At 69.8% G+C, this 16581-nt stretch carries 12 protein-coding genes; 7 read left to right on the top strand and 5 right to left on the bottom strand.

Annotated features, from left to right (window positions below):
- Positions 1–222 precede the first annotated feature (222 nt).
- From ACIPN7_RS23965 to ACIPN7_RS23950, 4 genes are all read left to right on the top strand, one after another.
- Positions 223–891 carry a signal peptidase II gene (locus ACIPN7_RS23965; RefSeq protein WP_400548353.1) on the top strand — a complete coding sequence of 223 codons (669 nt, stop codon included), beginning with the start codon at positions 223–225 and terminating at the stop codon, positions 889–891.
- Positions 891–1820: an RluA family pseudouridine synthase gene (locus ACIPN7_RS23960; RefSeq protein WP_400548350.1), complete on the top strand. Its 930-nt coding sequence runs from the start codon at positions 891–893 to the stop codon at positions 1818–1820. The genes ACIPN7_RS23965 and ACIPN7_RS23960 overlap by 1 nt, the downstream gene beginning before the upstream one ends.
- A gap of 62 nt (positions 1821–1882) precedes the next feature.
- Complete coding sequence (dnaE, locus tag ACIPN7_RS23955; RefSeq protein ID WP_400548347.1) at positions 1883–5431, top strand: DNA polymerase III subunit alpha; 3549 nt, start codon at positions 1883–1885, stop codon at positions 5429–5431.
- The gene (locus ACIPN7_RS23950) at positions 5419–5952 is read left to right on the top strand and encodes an NUDIX domain-containing protein (protein ID WP_400548754.1); all 534 of its coding nucleotides are present in this window, start codon (positions 5419–5421) and stop codon (positions 5950–5952) included. Before dnaE ends, ACIPN7_RS23950 begins: the two co-directional genes overlap by 13 nt.
- Positions 5953–6186: 234 nt before the next feature.
- On the opposite strand, the gene ACIPN7_RS23945 is transcribed toward ACIPN7_RS23950, so the two are convergent.
- From ACIPN7_RS23945 to ACIPN7_RS23935, 3 genes are all read right to left on the bottom strand, one after another.
- Positions 6187–6447: a hypothetical protein gene (locus ACIPN7_RS23945; protein ID WP_400548344.1), complete on the bottom strand. Its 261-nt coding sequence runs from the start codon at positions 6445–6447 to the stop codon at positions 6187–6189.
- A gap of 10 nt (positions 6448–6457) precedes the next feature.
- Entirely contained in the window at positions 6458–7393 is a 936-nt protein-coding gene (locus ACIPN7_RS23940; RefSeq protein WP_400548341.1) for a hypothetical protein, read from the bottom strand.
- 599 nt (positions 7394–7992) lie between these two features.
- Positions 7993–12399, bottom strand: a complete 4407-nt coding sequence (locus ACIPN7_RS23935) for a S8 family serine peptidase (RefSeq protein WP_400548338.1) — start codon at positions 12397–12399, stop codon at positions 7993–7995.
- Positions 12400–12569: 170 nt separating this feature from the next.
- Here ACIPN7_RS23935 and ACIPN7_RS23930 point away from each other — a divergent pair, with 170 nt between their 5' ends.
- Positions 12570–13022, top strand: a complete 453-nt coding sequence (locus tag ACIPN7_RS23930; RefSeq protein ID WP_400548335.1) for a cupin domain-containing protein — start codon at positions 12570–12572, stop codon at positions 13020–13022.
- Positions 13023–13031: 9 nt separating this feature from the next.
- Here ACIPN7_RS23930 and hisD read toward each other — a convergent pair whose 3' ends face one another.
- Positions 13032–14357, bottom strand: coding sequence for a histidinol dehydrogenase (gene hisD, locus ACIPN7_RS23925; protein WP_400548333.1), 1326 nt, complete (start codon positions 14355–14357; stop codon positions 13032–13034).
- Between the two features lie 36 nt (positions 14358–14393).
- On the opposite strand from hisD, the gene ACIPN7_RS23920 reads away from it, so the two are divergent.
- Complete coding sequence (locus tag ACIPN7_RS23920; RefSeq protein ID WP_400548330.1) at positions 14394–14636, top strand: RNA-binding S4 domain-containing protein; 243 nt, start codon at positions 14394–14396, stop codon at positions 14634–14636.
- Positions 14637–14639: 3 nt separating this feature from the next.
- Here the strand turns inward: ACIPN7_RS23920 and ACIPN7_RS23915 are convergent, their stop codons facing one another.
- Positions 14640–15044, bottom strand: coding sequence for a pyridoxamine 5'-phosphate oxidase family protein (locus ACIPN7_RS23915; protein WP_400548327.1), 405 nt, complete (start codon positions 15042–15044; stop codon positions 14640–14642).
- A 143-nt stretch (positions 15045–15187) separates the two neighbouring features.
- Between ACIPN7_RS23915 and ACIPN7_RS23910 the strand changes: the two genes are divergently transcribed.
- Positions 15188–16513: a carbohydrate-binding protein gene (locus tag ACIPN7_RS23910; protein ID WP_400548324.1), complete on the top strand. Its 1326-nt coding sequence runs from the start codon at positions 15188–15190 to the stop codon at positions 16511–16513.
- The last annotated feature ends 68 nt before the right edge of the window (positions 16514–16581 follow it).

Below are 16581 nucleotides of genomic sequence, written 5' to 3'. Positions count from 1 at the left end.
CGGTGACGCGGTGACGTCGCATCAGGCGAGGCCCTTTCCCGGATCTCCGGGAAAGGGCCTCGCTGCTTGTGTGCGCCGTCATTGCGCATTTGCGGATCTTTGTCCATAGGCTCCGTTTTTCGAGGTGCGCGGCGCATGATGTTTCCGCACCCTTCCGCGGTTCTCCGGCGCGGCGCCGGACGCTGGGTCGGGCAGGGCTCGCGGCATGGGAGACTTTGCCTGATGTCTACTCCCGCTGAACCCTCCGCCGTGGCCGGCGACGAGACGAGTCCCGCAGCCACGCCCTCGCCGTCAGGCAGCCGCGTGCTCGTTGCCTGGACCGGCGTGCTCGCGGCCCTCGTCCTGGCCGCCGACCAGCTCACGAAGTGGTGGGCCGAGTCCGCGCTGACGCCGAACGCCGAGCCGATCCCGCTCGTGGGTGACCTGCTCGGCCTGCGCCTGATCTACAACCCGGGCGCCGCGCTGTCGATCGCCTCGGGCTACACCTGGATCCTGACCATCGTCGTGACGGTCGTCGTGGTCTTCATCGTCCGGGCGATCGGCCGCCTCGGGTCGCGCGGTTGGGCCGTCGCGCTCGGCCTGCTGCTCGGTGGCGCCGTGGGCAACCTCATCGACCGCCTGGCGCGCGAGCCCGGGTTCGCGCGCGGGCACGTCGTGGACTTCATCGACTATGCCGGCTTCTTCGTGGGCAACGTGGCCGACATCGCCGTCGTCGCCGCGGCCGTGCTGATCGCGCTGCTCTCCCTGCGCGGGATCGGCCTGGACGGCAAGCGGCACACGGGTGACGAGGCGGACGAGGCGTCCGCGGACGAAGTGGCGTCCGACGCGCCGGGTGAGCCGTCCGGCACGCCCTCCCCGAAGCCGGCCGGCGAGCAGGGCGACCCCGCCTGATGGCGCTGCGCACCCTGCCCGTCCCTGACGGGCTCGCGGGCGACCGCGTCGACGCGGCGCTGGCCCGCATGCTCGGCTTCTCGCGGACGCGCGCCGCGGAGCTCGCCGAGGCGGGCGCCGTGTCGCTCGACGGACGCCAGGTGGGCAAGTCGGACCGCGTGGTCGCGGGTGGCTGGCTCGAGGTGGACATGCCGGAGGAGCGGCCCGCCGTCGAGGTCGTGGCGGAGCCCGTGCCCGGCATGGGCATCGTGTACGACGACGACGACCTGGTCGTGATCGACAAGCCCGTCGGCGTGGCGGCGCACCCGTCGCCGGGCTGGACCGGGCCCACCGTCGTCGGCGCGCTGATCGCCGCGGGCTACCGCGTCTCCACGTCGGGCGCGGCGGAGCGGCAGGGGATCGTGCACCGGCTCGACGTCGGCACCTCCGGCCTCATGGTCGTGGCGAAGTCGGAGGTCGCGTACACGGGCCTCAAGCGTGCCTTCAAGGAGCGCACGGTCGACAAGGTCTACCACGCGCTCGCCCAGGGCCACCCCGACCCGACGGCGGGCACGATCGACGCGCCGATCGGCCGGCACCCCAACTCGGACTGGAAGTTCGCGGTCACGGCGGACGGCAAGCCGTCGGTGACGCACTACGAGACGCTCGAGATGCTGTCCGCGGCGTCGCTGCTGGAGGTGCACCTGGAGACCGGGCGCACCCACCAGATCCGGGTGCACTTCGCGGCGCTGCGCCACCCGCTCGTGGGCGACCTGACCTACGGCGCCGACCCCGTGCTGGCCTCCAAGGTGGGGCTGACGCGGCAGTGGCTGCACGCGCACCGGCTGGGTTTCGAGCACCCGGTCACCGGTCGTTGGGTCGAGGTCGAGTCCCCGTACCCGGCCGACCTGGAGGCCGCGCTCGACGTGGTGCGGGGCGCGTACACGTGATGTGAGAAGTGGCTCGGCGTTGCTGGGCCGGAGTGTCGGAGAGCCGTCCTAAGATCGTGGACATGCCCTCCGCCACCGCTTCGAAGAGCGACGACTTCGTCCACCTCCACGTGCACACCGAGTTCTCGATGCTGGACGGCGCGGCGAGAATCGGCGACCTCATGGAGGAGGTCGGGCGGCAGGGGCAGCACGCCATCGCGACGACGGACCACGGATACCTGTTCGGCGCGCACGAGTTCTGGGCGCAGGCGCAGAAGGCGGGCATCAAGCCGATCATCGGCGTCGAGGCGTACATCACGCCGGGCACCAGCCGGTTCGACCAGACCCGTGTGCGCTACGGCGAGGCGGGCCAGGAGTCGGACGACGTCTCGGCGCGCGGTGCATACACGCACATGACGCTGCTGAGCAAGAACAACACGGGCATGCACAACCTGTTCCGGGCGTCCTCCCTGGCCTCCCTGGAGGGCCAGATGGGCAAGTGGCCCCGGATGGACCGGGATCTGCTGGAGCGCTACTCCGACGGGCTCATCGCGACGACCGGCTGCCCGTCGGGCGAGATCCAGACGCGGCTGCGGCTGGGCCAGTGGGACGAGGCGGTCCGGCAGGCCGGAGAGCTGCAGGACATCTTCGGCAAGGAGAACTACTACGTCGAGCTGATGGACCACGGGCTCGACATCGAGACCCGGGTGACCAAGGAGCTTCTCGAGCTGTCCAAGGTGATCGGCGCCAAGCTCGTGGCCACGAACGACCTGCACTACGTGCGTGAGGAGGACTCGACCAGCCAGGAGGCGCTGCTGGCGATCAACTCCGGCTCCACGCTGGACGACCCGAACCGCTTCAAGTTCGACGGCTCGGGCTACTACGTGAAGTCCGCCGCGGAGATGCGCAAGGTCTTCAAGGAGCTGCCCGAGGCGTGCGACAACACGCTGCTCATCGCCGAGCAGTGCGAGGTCTCGTTCGACACCTCGGCCAACTACATGCCACGCTTCCCCGTGCCGGACGGCGAGGACGAGATCTCCTGGTTCATCAAGGAGGTCGAGGCGGGCCTGCTGCGCCGCTACCCGAACGGCTACTCGGACGCGGTGCGCACGCAGGCCGACAAGGAAGTCGAGATCATCATCCAGATGGGCTTCCCGGGGTACTTCCTCGTGGTCGCCGACTTCATCAACTGGTCCAAGGACCAGGGCATCCGGGTGGGACCCGGGCGTGGTTCGGCCGCCGGGTCGATGGTGTCCTACCTGATGGGCATCACCGAGCTGGACCCGCTGGAGCACGGCCTGATCTTCGAGCGCTTCCTCAACCCGGAGCGCGTCTCCATGCCCGACGTCGACGTCGACTTCGACGAGCGTCGGCGCGGTGAGGCCATCCGGTACGTCACCGAGAAGTACGGCGACGACCGCGTGGCCCAGATCGTCACCTACGGCACCATCAAGGCCAAGCAGGCCCTCAAGGACTCCGCGCGGCTGCTCGGCATGCCGTACGCCATGGGGGAGAAGCTCACCAAGGCCATGCCGCCCGCCGTCATGGGCAAGGACATCTCGCTGAGCGGCATCTTCGACCCCAAGGACAAGCGGTACTCGGAGGCGGCGGAGTTCCGCCAGGTGCACGAGGCCGCCCCCGAGGCGCAGCGCGTGGTCGAGCTCGCCCGCGGTATCGAGGGCCTGAAGCGGCAGTGGGGCGTGCACGCGGCCGGCGTCATCATGTCGAGCGAGCCGCTGATCGACATCATCCCGATCATGAAGCGCCCGCAGGACGGCGCGGTGATCACGCAGTTCGACTACCCGACGTCCGAGGGCCTCGGCCTGATCAAGATGGACTTCCTGGGTCTGCGCAACCTCACGATCCTCGACGACGCGCTCGAGAACATCGTGATGAACGGCCAGGACCCGATCGACATCGAGAAGGTGGCGCTCGACGACAAGCCCACCTACGACCTGCTGGCCAGCGGCAACACGCTCGGCGTGTTCCAGCTCGACGGCGGCGCGATGCGCGCGCTGCTGCGGCAGATGCGGCCCGACAACTTCGAGGACGTCTCCGCCGTCATCGCCCTGTACCGGCCCGGGCCCATGGGCATGAACTCGCACATCAACTATGCGATGCGCAAGAACGGCCAGCAGCAGATCGAGGCGATCCACCAGGAGGTCGTCGAGCCGTTCGCGGAGATCCTCGACGAGACCTACGGCCTGATCGTCTACCAGGAGCAGGTGCAGCGCGCCGCCCAGATCATGGCCGGCTACTCGCTCGGACAGGCCGACCTGCTGCGCCGCGCCATGGGCAAGAAGAAGCCCGAGGTGCTGGCCAAGGAGTACGTCAACTTCGAGAAGGGCGCCAAGGAGAAGGGGTACAGCGCCGGAGCGATCAAGGCGGTCTGGGACACCCTGGTCCCGTTCGCCGGCTACGCCTTCAACAAGGCGCACTCCGCAGGCTACGGCCTCGTCGCATACTGGACCGCGTACCTCAAGGCGAACTACCCCGCCGAGTACATGGCCGGCCTGCTGCAGTCGGTGGGTGACAACAAGGACAAGATGGCGCTCTACCTCAACGAGTGCCGTCGCATGGGCATCACGGTGCTCCCGCCGGACGTCAACGACTCCGCCGCGAAGTTCACGGCCGTGGGCGGTGACATCCGGTTCGGGCTCACCGGTGTGCGCAACGTGGGCCGCAACGTCGTGGACGCGATCGTCGAGGCACGCGAGGAGAAGGGCACCTACACGTCCTTCCAGGACTTCCTGGACAAGGTCCCGGCGCCCGTCTGCAACAAGCGCACCATCGAGTCGCTCATCAAGGCCGGTGCGTTCGACTCGCTCGGCCACACGCGGCGCTCGCTGCTGGTGATCCACGAGCAGGCCGTGGACTCCGTGATCGGCGTGAAGCGCAAGGAGGCCGAGGGCCAGTTCGACCTCTTCGCCGACTTCGGCGGTAGCGGCGACGACGAGGGCATGGGTTTCTCGGTCGACGTGCCCGACCTGCCGGACTGGGAGAAGAAGCAGAAGCTGCAGTTCGAGCGCGAGATGCTCGGCCTGTACGTGAGCGACCACCCGCTGTCGGGCCTGGAGCACGTGCTCCAGCGGGCGGCCGACACCTCGGTCGCCTCGCTGCTCGCCGACGAGAGCCGGCCGGACGGCTCGGTGGTGACCGTGGCGGGTCTGCTCACCTCCGTGCAGCGCAAGATGAGCAAGAACGGCAACCCGTGGGCGGCCGTGACCGTCGAGGACCTGGAGGGTGCCGTCGAGGTCATGTTCTTCGGCGAGACCTATCTCGCCTACTCGACGATGCTGGCCGAGGACCAGGTGGTCGTGCTGCGCGGCAGGGTGCGACGCCGTGACGAGTCCATGCAGCTGCAGGCCATGGAGGTGGCCCTGCCGGACATCACAGCGAGCTCCGACTCGCCGTTGTCCGTGACCATGCCGCACACGCGCGCGATCGAGTCGGTCGTGGTCCGGCTGCGCGAGGTGCTCGCGACTCATCCCGGATCGGCGGAGGTGCACATCGCCGTGGCAGAGCCCGGCAAGCGGACCGTGATCCGCGCCGCCGACACCCTGCGGGTCGAGAAGTCGCCCGCGCTGTTCGGCGACCTCAAGGCGCTGCTCGGCCAGGGCTGCCTCTCGTGACCGAGGCCCCCGACGCGGCGCCGACCGAGACAGACCGTTACGACGAGCGCGACCACGAGCGGTTCACACTCGTGCCCGCCGCCTACCTCTACTTCCGGCGCGAGGGCCAGGTGCTGCTCCAGCTGCGGCAGGGCACCGGATATCGTGACGGCTTCTGGGCCTGCGCGGCCGCGGGACACGTCGAGGAGGGCGAGTCGGTGGTCGACGCCGCCGTGCGCGAGGCCCGCGAGGAGCTCGGCGTGGAGGTTGCGCCCGGCGACGTCCGGCCGCTCACCGTGCTGCACCGCGGCGAGCCGGGCGGGCCCGCGATCGAGCAGCGTGTCGACTTCATGTTCGAGGTGACCCGCTGGACCGGGACGCCGTCGATCCAGGAGCTCGACAAGGCCGCCGACCTGGCGTGGTTCCCGTTCGTGGGGCTGCCGGACCCGGTCGTGCCGCACGAGCTCGCTGTGCTGCGGGCGGTGCACGACGCGGGCCGGCATGGCACGGAGATGCCGCGGCTCATGACGTTCGGCTTCTGACCCTCAAGGTGTCACAGGCGAGGATCTTTGCAGCCAGCTTCAGCAAGCGGTCGACCGGGTTGGCCAAGGCAAAACGCCACCATCCTCCTTCAAGCACCACGTGATCGCGGCCGGCTCGGATCGCGTAGTCCAGCGCATTCTCTGAGCTGGGTTGGCGGTAACCGCACCATAAAATGTCGTCGCTGCGGTCGTGAGATCGGGCGGCAGGTCAAATGACTTGCCGCCCGATCTGAATTAAGAGGCGTTGCGTTCCGTTTTCAGATCGGCACGGCGCCTAGCACGGATCGCGAAGAACGATCCGAGCAACAACCCGACGGCCCACGCGGAACTCATGTCGAGACGGGAAGCAGCAGTGCTCACGATGTTGACCGCAACTAGGTAGATGATTCCTGCGACGGCAAGCAGGGGCAGCCCGAAGGCCAGACGGAGTCTCAGAACCTGAGCCATGGCGAACCCGTATACTGCGGCGGCCACGAGCCAGAACGGGTCGGACAAACTTACGCTCCTATCTGCACCATGAGTTCCTGTAAATGAGGACATCCCAGCGTCTATTGGTTGCCCATGCGTTAAGCAAGAAGCAGTATCCATTGCGCTGTACTGTGTTGTCGAGAGTGACAGCAGCCGTGCAGACTGCACCCACGATTGCAGCGGCAACGGGCCCGGCAAGTAGCGCGGCTGTAGTGATGCCCGCGCAAACTATCAGCTTGCCGTCGGCGAAGTCTGCGGTGCGCGCCTTGTTCATATACACCTGAACCAAGGGGGTGTAGGCCCAAACTACTCGGAATCCACCTCTGGACCATACAGGATCAGCGACGATCGGATACGTGTACGCGCCCTTGTGAGAAACCTCCATGCGTATTGTGTCCGCGCCGACAACGTACTTCACAGGTACTTCGCGGCCCTCTGCGTCGTAGGCCCAAGGTGCGCTGATTACGCCACTGACCTCCATGACTCGCTCGATATCATTGGGCTCGCCAATTTCGGGATCGTCGACAGGGGTGCATGGAGTGGGCTGACCGTCATCGGTTTCGCAGTCGGTCGCTTCATCGACTGGGACTTCGTTGCCGATCAGAATTGAGCCGTCTTCTTGTACCTCGACCTGTGTTCCGTCGGGGACGTCGATCCTATACTTGTAGAGCTCAGGTGCTGCCGAGTCGCGGATTACCTCTACGATTCGGCCACCACTGGGGTCTGACTGGACGACCGTGTCGCCCAAGACCTTCGTAGACGTCGCACTCGTCCCCTCGAACGTCGTCGATCCCTCATTGACTGTGACGCTCTGCCCGGGATCGCCGAGTCGGGTCATCGAGAACTGCCCGGAGCCGAGGTCGGAATCCGTGAACCCGGGACTCTCGATGTGGTTTGCGATTGCTGGATCACCAACGGCATCGGCTGCCAGGTTCATCGGGTTTGCGCTGATGATCTGCTCGGCCTCCGTCACTGGCTGCCACGCTGCTGCAGACGCTTGGTCTGCAGGCTGAGGCTCAGCGGCAATGGCTGTCGTGAGTGGGGAAACGACAAGTGCTATGGAGAGCATGAGCGCGACGCCAGCTGGGCGCACTCTAGGTCTGGGCTGCAAGTGTTCTCCTTGGGTATCCGGATAGCTTGGCCTGCGGTCCGCCGGACGGCTGGCTGCCCTAGCATTTCGCAGCACGTGGTAGAAAGCAAGCAAAACGGGCAAAACGGGCAAAGTGTGCGTAGCGTGGGCATTGGCCGCGTCGCATGCGAGCTGGGTCAGACGTTGCGGTGCTTCGAGCAGCTCGAGTTAGAGCGGTTTGCTGAATCGATCGCGAGTGTGCGGCCTGAGACATCACGCTCGTCTCTCGCGCTCGCATCCACCCGGCAATGGCTGCCCACGTAGCCGGGACGCTTCGTTCGGACAGGCGGAGTTTGCAGTATCCGTCTGAGGCCGACACGACGCAGGCCTGCGCTGCCATAGCTGAGCGTGCGGTTGTTCGGCGCTTGAAACCCGCCCCAACGTGTCAGACGCTCAGGTCACCAGGGTGACCTGAGCGTCTGACACCTTCGGGGCGGTCTAGATCAGCAGATGCCTACCTTCTGCCAGGGGCCCCACGGGATGCCCGGCTCCTGGCTGCGGGTCCAGTACTTGGCCCGCCAGAGCTTGCCCTCGTGCTCGACGGTCTCACCGCCGGTGTAGATCCACGAGTTCGTCCAGGCCTGGTAGGTCTCGTCGCCGCAGACGACGTCGGCCCCGACCTTGGCCCACGGGCCCCACGGTGTGGCGCCCGGCTTCTGGCCCTTGGTCCACCACTGCGCGACCCACACGGAGCCGTCGTAGAGGACTTCGTCACCAGCGGTGTAGATCGCCTTGCGGTCCCAGGCGGGGACGTCCGGCACACCCGTCACGTCGACGTCGACCTCGGTCACGGCCGGTTCGTCGAACGGGTTGTCGGTGACGTGCTCGGCGGAGTTGGTGTACGTGCCCGTCACCGCGTCCGGGGCTACCGTGACCTCGTACGACAGGGCGACCGGGTCGAGATCCGGCGCCACGTAGTCGAGGCAGATCGAGCCACCCTCGGTCAGGACCGACGACGGGTCGCCCGCGTTCACGACGGCGGTGCCAGCCGTGCCCGCGAGGTTCTCGATCCCGATCGTGGCCAGGTCGGGCAGCGCGCCGACGTCGCCGTACTCGAAGGTGATCTCGGGCCGGTCATCGGACACCGAGTTGTAGATCCAGGTCTGGAACGTGCCCACGGAGTTGGACAGGTCGGCCGGGTCAGCACCCCAAGGGAACGGGTCGTCCCACTGGACCACCGCGACCTCGCCGCCGGACGTCGCCAGCCGTACTCCGCGGTCGTTCGCGAGCGAGAGCTGCAGGTCGGACCAGAGCGGCGCGATGACGCCGTTCGGGCCGTCCGTGGCCGGGATCTCCTGCGGCTCCCACGGCTTGCCGATGTAGCCGCCCGCGATCGTGACCAGGCCGTCGTCGGAGACGATGAGGCCCGGCGACTGGTCGCCGTAGTGCGGGAACGGCCCGATGTTCGAGAACGCGTTCACGGCCGCGCTGTCGCCGTCGAGCGTGCTGAACCCGACGCCGACCGTGCCGAGGTCCAGGAACCCGGCCCACGCCGCACACTGCGGGCTGTCCGCCGGCGTCGACGCCACGTACGAGCCCACCGCGCCCACCTGGGTGGGCAGTTCGACCTCCCAGGTGATGGTCTGCCCGTCGACGACGCCGTCACCGGTCACCGACGCCTCGTCGATGCTCAGCCCGTCCGGCACCGTGTCCGTGATCGTGTAGGTGAGGTCGTCGGGGGTCACGTTGGGCTGGACGGTGATGTCGTACCCGATGGTGTCGCCGATCCCGGCGGCGTCGACCGAGGCCGTCTTGGTCACGTCGTCGGCGACTCGGGAGATGCGGACCGGGATCTCGCCGATGTCGCCCGGGCTGTCGGGCGACGTGCCGAGCACCGCGGTGCCGAAGTACAGGTCACCCTCGTCGGCCGTGGGCAGGTCCCAGTGCAGCCGCACGTCGTACGGCTCGCCCACCGGCACCTCGCCGTCGGGTCCGGCCACCCCGGCGTTGCCGAGGTCCTCGGTCGGGACGACGGCGGTCGCCAGCGTGTGCGCGTCCGGCTGGTCGCCGGTGCCGGTCCAGTTCTGCACCAGCACCCACCACGTCCCGGACTCCGGGTCCGGGATGTCGCACGCCTCGGCGGCGGACGACGTCGTGGACGCGCAGACCTGGGTCGCCGGGCTCGGCGTGTCACCGGTGCCGACGAACATGTCGAGGTCCGGCGCCTCGGCGGCGGTGATCTCGGCCACGAGCCGCGCGGCGCCGTCGGGCACCTCCAGCGTGGTGACCTCGACCTGGCTCAGGTCGTCGAACGCGTCGGCGTTGGTCGGGTCCTGGCTGAGCGAACCCTCGTGCAGGTCCGCCTCGACGAGACCCTTCACCGAGCCGGTGAAGTCGCTGACCGCGATGGACTTCAGGCCGGTCACGGCCTGCGAGCCGGTGTCCCGGCGCGTGGTGACGTCGATCTCGCTCGGCAGGATCGCGCCGGACGGGACGACGGCGACCGGCAGGGTCACCGCGGGCAGGTCCTCGTTGCTCGGGGTGAGCGTGATGCGCCCGAACAGGGTCTCGCCGTCAGGGGCGCCGTCGACGTCCGCGGTGACCGAGATGCCGAGCGAGTCGCCGGGGGACACGGTGTCCGCCGACAGGTCCACCGACAGGGTCAGGGCGTCGTCGGACTCCACCGACGCCGTCCACGTGACGCCGGCCGGGGCCGACGGCGGCGCGACCGCCGTCCGCTCCCAGGAGCAGGTGGCGAGGCACTGGGTGTCGGCGAAGGACGGCAGGTTGAGCGTGCTCGGGTCGCCGCCCTGCTCCGGGTCGGCGGCCAGGTAGTTCGCGCCGGTCTCGTCGAACAGCAGGCCCGCCTGGACGGCGGCCCCGATGTCCATGTGCCCGCTGCCCTGCTCGTACGGCGTGGCGGGCGAGCCGTCGAAGTCCTTGACGGTGGTGCGCGCCGTGGTCATGAGTGCCGACTGCTGCTGCGCCGGGGTCCACTCCGGCCGCGCCTGTGTGAGCAGGGCACCCGCGCCGGCCACGTGCGGGCTCGACATCGAGGTGCCCGAGATGATGCCGTACTCGACGTGGTCGTACGCGCCGTCGGCGACGCCGTAGGCGGCGAGGATGTCGACGCCCGGGGCGGTGATGGACGGCACGATCGTGTCGACGGCCCGGTTGGGGCCGCGCGAGGAGAAGCTGGACATGGTGTCGCCCAGCGCGTCGTCCGTGATGAACGTGGTGCCGGCGATCGTGCCGGTGTGGTCCGAGCCCTCCGCCAGCCAGGCCCGCAGGGTCTCGCCGTCGGCGTAGCTGATGGCGACACCCGGGACGGCGAACGCGTCACCGAGCAGCGACCCGCCGTTGACCTCGTCGTTCGTCAGCACGAAGCCGGTGGCGCCCTGCGCCGCGACGTTGGAGGACTTCTCCACGCGGCCGTTGCCGCCACGGGCGCAGACCACGATCTTGTCGGCGTAGTCCGCCTCGTGGCCCGTGGTCGTGGTGCACTGCGGGTCGCCCACGGATCCCGCGTCGATGATCCCGGTCGCGGGCAGCGACCCGGTCAGGGACTTGCCGGTGAGGTCGGCCAGGTCGCCCGCGCTGCTGGTCAGGTCGCCCAGGGCGTTGAGCATGTGCCGGTTGTGCGTCGAGGCGCCCACCGACGTGATCCACGGTGCGTCGGCCGGGGAGCCCATCGTGGCGAACCCGGGGCCGTCGTTGCCGTTGGAGGTGGCGACGAAGATGCCCGCGGCGCGCGCGTTGAGGAACCCGAGCGCGTCGAAGTCGTTCCACAGGTCCGACGGCGACGAGGAGCCGATCGAGTAGTTGATGACGTCGACACCGTCGGCGATGGCCTGGTCGATCGAGGCCGTCAGGCCCGCGGTGGTGCAGCAGCCGCGGTAGCTGATGACGTTCGCGTGCGGGGCCACGCCCGAGACGTCGAACGTCGGCGGGTTCGTGCCCTCCGGCGCCGTCGGCGTCACGTCGTCGACCACGTTGCCGCCCGAGGTGGAGGCCGTGTGCGAACCGTGCCCGTCCTCGTCCAGCGCGCTGCGGTCGGCGGCGCTCAGGAACCCGTAGGCGCCGATGAGCTTGCCGTTGCAGGGGAAGTCGGGGTCGTACTGGTCGGTGTTCGCCGGGTCGCAGACGCCCAGGTAGTTGCCCGCGCCGAGCGGGTTGGTGTGGGTGTAGCCGTCGTCGCCGGTCTCGGCGAACGAGGGGCTGGAGGGGTGGATGCCCGTGTCGATGGTGCCGATCACGACACCCTCGCCCTTGTAGTCCTCCGGCAGGTCGAGCTCCTCGACGGCGTTCCACAGCGCGTCGGCGTTGCTCCAGGCCGGACCGGCGTCCGTGTGCAGCTCGTGCTCCTTGTCGAGCGCGATGTGCGCGACGGCGGGGTCCTTGGCGACCTCCGCGGCCTCCTGCGGCGTCAGGACGGCGGACAGGCCGTTGGCGGCGAACTGGTACGTGAACGGCACCTCGACGTCGTGGCCGACCTTCCGCTCCATGCGGGTGACGAAGTCGTCCTGCTCCGCCTCGAGGAACTCCGTGTACTCGCGCACCCGGGTGGTCGACGGGTCGAGCGTCCGGCCCGCGCGGGGTGCCGTGGCGGCCAGCCCCTCGACGCCACCGGCGTAGGTGGGCACGGCGGCGTCGGCCAGCCGGATGAGGTAGGTGCGCTCCGCCTTGCCGCGGCCGAGGGCGAACTTCTGGATGCCCGCGTCCCGCTCGACCCCGGCCTGCGGGGTGGTCTCCGCCGGCACGAGGTTCTCGGCCAGGGCGTCCCGGGGGTCGACCTTGTCGGCGGACGGTGGGGCGGAGGGGACCACGGCGGCGGCCGCGGGCGTGAACGCCGCCGCCAGTGCCGTGACCGCGGCCACGGCGAGCAGGGGCGTTCTGGACCTGTATGACATGGAGGCTCCCTCGGTACGGCAGCGATGGAACGAGCAACGTGCAGGTGTGCGACATTCCTCGCTTACCGCCTGGTGCCATGTCAATGCTTCTGTACAGGATTCACCCAGTCACAGATCAGGAGGGTGCGCGGTCGAGACGTCGAGACGAACACGACGAAAGGCGCAGCACCATGACTGAGAACCACGCGGAGCACCTGCACCAGGCCGGCGAGCACTCCGGGCCGGTGGCGAGCTGGATGACGGCGGCCACGATGCTGCAGGACGCGTCGCCGATCACGATCCCCGAGGGCGCCTCGGCGATGACCGTGCACGTCCAGTGGGAGCCGGGCGACGCGGGCACCCCGCCGCACCGGCACTCCGGGCCCGCCTTCGGGTACGTCATCCAGGGCGCGGTCCGGTTCGAGCTGGAGGGCGAGCCCGAGCGGGTCGTCGAGGCCGGCGGGACGTTCTGGGAGCCGGGCGGCGACGTCATCCACTACCAGGACGGCAACGCCCTGGACGACGCCCGGACCGAGTTCGTGGTGACCATGATGTGCGCCCCGGGCAAGCCGATGCTGGAGCTGGTGGCCGAGTCGGAGCTGGCGCAGCGCGCGCACCTGCGCGCGCCGCGCCCGGGGGCCTGACCTGACGAGCTAGTGGAACCGTCCGCGCACGGCCTCGCCGTGCGCGGGCAGGTCCTCGTCGTTGGCCACGGCCACGATGCGGTCGGCGAGCTCCTCGAGCGCGTCGCGCGTGTACTCGATCTGCTGCACCGACTTGAGGAAGGCGTGCACGCCCAGGCCGCTCGCGAAGTGCGCGGTGCCGCCGGTCGGCAGCACGTGGTTGGACCCGGCCATGTAGTCACCCAGCGACACCGGCGACCACGGGCCCACGAAGATCGCGCCCGCGCTGTGTACGCGCGACGCCACCCGGGCGGCGTCAGCCGTCTGGATCTCCAGGTGCTCCGCGCCGTACGCGTTCACCACGGCGAGCCCCGCGTCGATGTCGTCCACCAGGACGATCGCCGACTGCGGGCCGTCCAGGGCACGCGCCACGCGAGTGGCGTGCTTGGTGGCCGACGCGAGGTCCTGGACCCGCGCCTCGACGGCGGAGGCGAGCTCCACCGAGTCGGTGACCAGCACGGACGCCGCCATGGGGTCGTGCTCGGCCTGGCTGATGAGGTCGAGGGCCACGTGCCCGGCGTCGGCGGTGCCGTCGGCGAGGACGGCGATCTCCGTGGGCCCGGCCTCGGCGTCGATGCCCACGACGCCGCGCACCAGCCGCTTGGCCGCGGCGACGTACACATTGCCCGGGCCGGTGATGACATCCACGGGCTCGCACAGGGTCGTGCCGTCCTGCTCCGTGCTGCCCGCGGCGCCGTACGCGAACATCGCGACCGCCTGCGCGCCGCCCACGGCGTAGACCTCGTCGACGCCGAGCAGGGCGCAGGCCGCGAGGATGGTCGGGTGGGGCAGGCCCCCGTTGTCTTTCTGGGGCGGGGACGCCACGGCCAGGCCGGGCACGCCCGCCTCCTGCGCGGCGACGACGTTCATCACCACCGACGACGGGTATACGGCCAGGCCGCCCGGCGCGTACAGGCCGACCCGCTGCACGGGGATCCAGCGCTGCCGCACGACGGCGCCCGGCGCGAGCTCCGTCACGTGGTTGGCCGGAAGCTGCTCCGCGTGCACCCGGCGCACGCGGCGGATCGACTCCTCCAGGCCGGCGCGGACCAGCGGGGTAATGCTGTCGAGCGCGTCGGCCAGGGCGGACGCGGGGACCCGCAGGTGCTCGGGCGCGATCCCGTCGAACCGCAGCGCGATCTCGCGCAGGGCGGCCGCGCCGCCCTCCCGGACCTGGCGCAGCAGGGGCTCGACCACATGGACGGCCTCGTCCACCCCGACCTCGGCTCTGGGCAGGACGTCGAGGAGGGCGCGGCGGCCCAGGGACCGGCCGCGCAGGTCGATACGTTGGATCACCCGGCCAGTCTATGGCGGCAGGCGGGAGACAATGATGTGGTGTCCAACTCTGAGTCGAACGTCCCCGAGGTCCCGATCCGTGACGACGTCATCCGCCTGGGTCAGTTCCTGAAGCTCGCCGACCTCGCCGAGGACGGCGCGCAGGCCCGCGACCTGATCGCCGACGGCGAGGTGCGGGTCAACGGCGAGGTCGAGACGCGCCGCGGCCGCCAGCTCGTGCGCGGCGACCGCGTCAGCGTGCTGATGCCGGCGGGCGAGGTGGCAGCGGTCGTCGGCTGAGCGTCAGGACGCCATGTACGTCGACGCCATCACCTTGTCGACCGTCACGCGCAGCACGATGCGCTCCGGGTTCGGCCCCAGCTCGCGGTAGCGGCGCGCGTAGCGGGCGACGGCGTCGGCGATCTCGGCCTCGTCCTCGCTGACGGCGATCGTGCCCTCCAGCGTGATCCACCGGCCGCCGGAGACCTGGCACAGGGCGGCGCGGGGCTCCCCGCCGTCGGGCCCCGGGGCGGAGTGGCGCGCCTTGAACGACGCGCGGTTCGTGGTGATGCGCGCGACCCCGGCGTCGGCGTCCCAGGTGAAGGCCACCGGGACCACGTGCGGCGTCCCGTCGGGGCGCAGGGTGGTGAGGGTCGCGAGGTGGCGCTCGGTGACGAAGACGAGCTGCTCGGGGTTGAGTCGGATCACGCCGCGAGTCTAGGTCGGGGCGGGTGAGTGCCCGGCGTCGCCGTGTGGTCGGGGTGTGGGTTCCCCGTATTCCCGGGGGTCCGGCATTTGGCTAGCGTTCCTGACAAATGCCACGGCGACACACCACGGTCCTGAGGAGTGCCATGAGACGGCGTACATCGTTCCTGGCGGCGGGAGTCACCGCCCTGCTGGTCACCGGACTCGCCATACCGGTCGTCGTCGCGCAGGCCGGGCCGGTGGCCCAGGCCGCGGCCGCCGACTGCGCGGCGTCCGCCTGGGCGGAGGGCAGCTCCTATGCCGCCGGCGCGCACGTGACGCACCGCGGCCGGGCCTACACGGCCCTCGTGGCGCACACCGCGTACGTGGGCGCGGGCTGGAGCCCGGACACCACGCCCAGCCTCTGGTCGGACGACGGCGCGTGCGCCACGCAGCCCGACCCTGACCCGACCGATCCCACGCCCGACCCCACGCCCGACCCCACCGACCCGACGCCCGACCCCGAGCCGACGCCGACGGACTGCAGCCAGCGCCCGCGCCCGTCGGGCAAGGTGCTGCAGGGCTACTGGGAGAACTGGGACGGCGCGAGCAACGGCGTGCACCCCGGCCTCGGCTGGATCCCGGTCACCGACTCGCGCATCACGCAGCACGGCTACAACGTGGCCACCCTGGCGTTCCCGGTGATCCGCTCCGACGGAACGGTGCTGTGGGAGGACGGCATGGACTCCGGCGTCCAGGTGCCCAGCCCCGAGGAGATGTGCGCCGCCAAGGAGGCCGGCCTGACGATCCTGATGTCGATCGGCGGCGCCACCGCGGGTATCGACCTGTCCTCCCAGGCCGTGGCCGACCGGTTCGTCGCCACCATCGTGCCGATCCTGCGGGAGTACAACTTCGACGGCATCGACATCGACATCGAGACGGGCCTGACGGGCAGCGGCTCCATCACGCAGCTCTCGACGTCGCAGGCCAACCTCATCCGGATCATCGACGGGGTGCTCGCCGGGATGCCGGCCGGGTTCGGCCTGACGATGGCGCCCGAGACCGCGTACGTGACCGGCGGCAGCGTCACCTACGGCTCGATCTGGGGCTCCTACCTGCCGATCATCAAGAAGTACGCCGACAACGGGCGCCTCTGGTGGCTCAACATGCAGTACTACAACGGCTCGATGTACGACTGCTCCGGCAACTCGTACGCGGCCGGGACCGTGGCCGGCTTCCAGGCCCAGACCGACTGCCTCGACGACGGGCTCGTCATCCAGGGCACCACGATCCGCGTGCCGTACGAGAAGCAGGTGCCCGGGCTGCCCGCCCAGCAGGGCGCGGGCGGCGGGTACATGGCGCCCGCGCTCGTCTCGCAGGCGTACGGCTCGTACAACGGGGCGCTCAAGGGCCTCATGACGTGGTCCATCAACTGGGACGGGTCGCGCGGCTGGACCTTCGCCGACAACGTCAAGGCCCTGCAGGGCCGGTAGGGACGACGGCGCCGGGCGGGCGGACCTGGGGGTCCGCCCGCCCGGCGCCGTCCGTGCGCCGTCCGGGC

Source organism: Promicromonospora sp. NPDC090134, from assembly GCF_044746965.1.
Taxonomy (GTDB): Bacteria; Actinomycetota; Actinomycetes; order Actinomycetales; family Cellulomonadaceae; genus Promicromonospora.
Note: the sequence above shows the minus strand (reverse complement) of the source record. Positions and strands in the feature narration are given on the sequence as shown.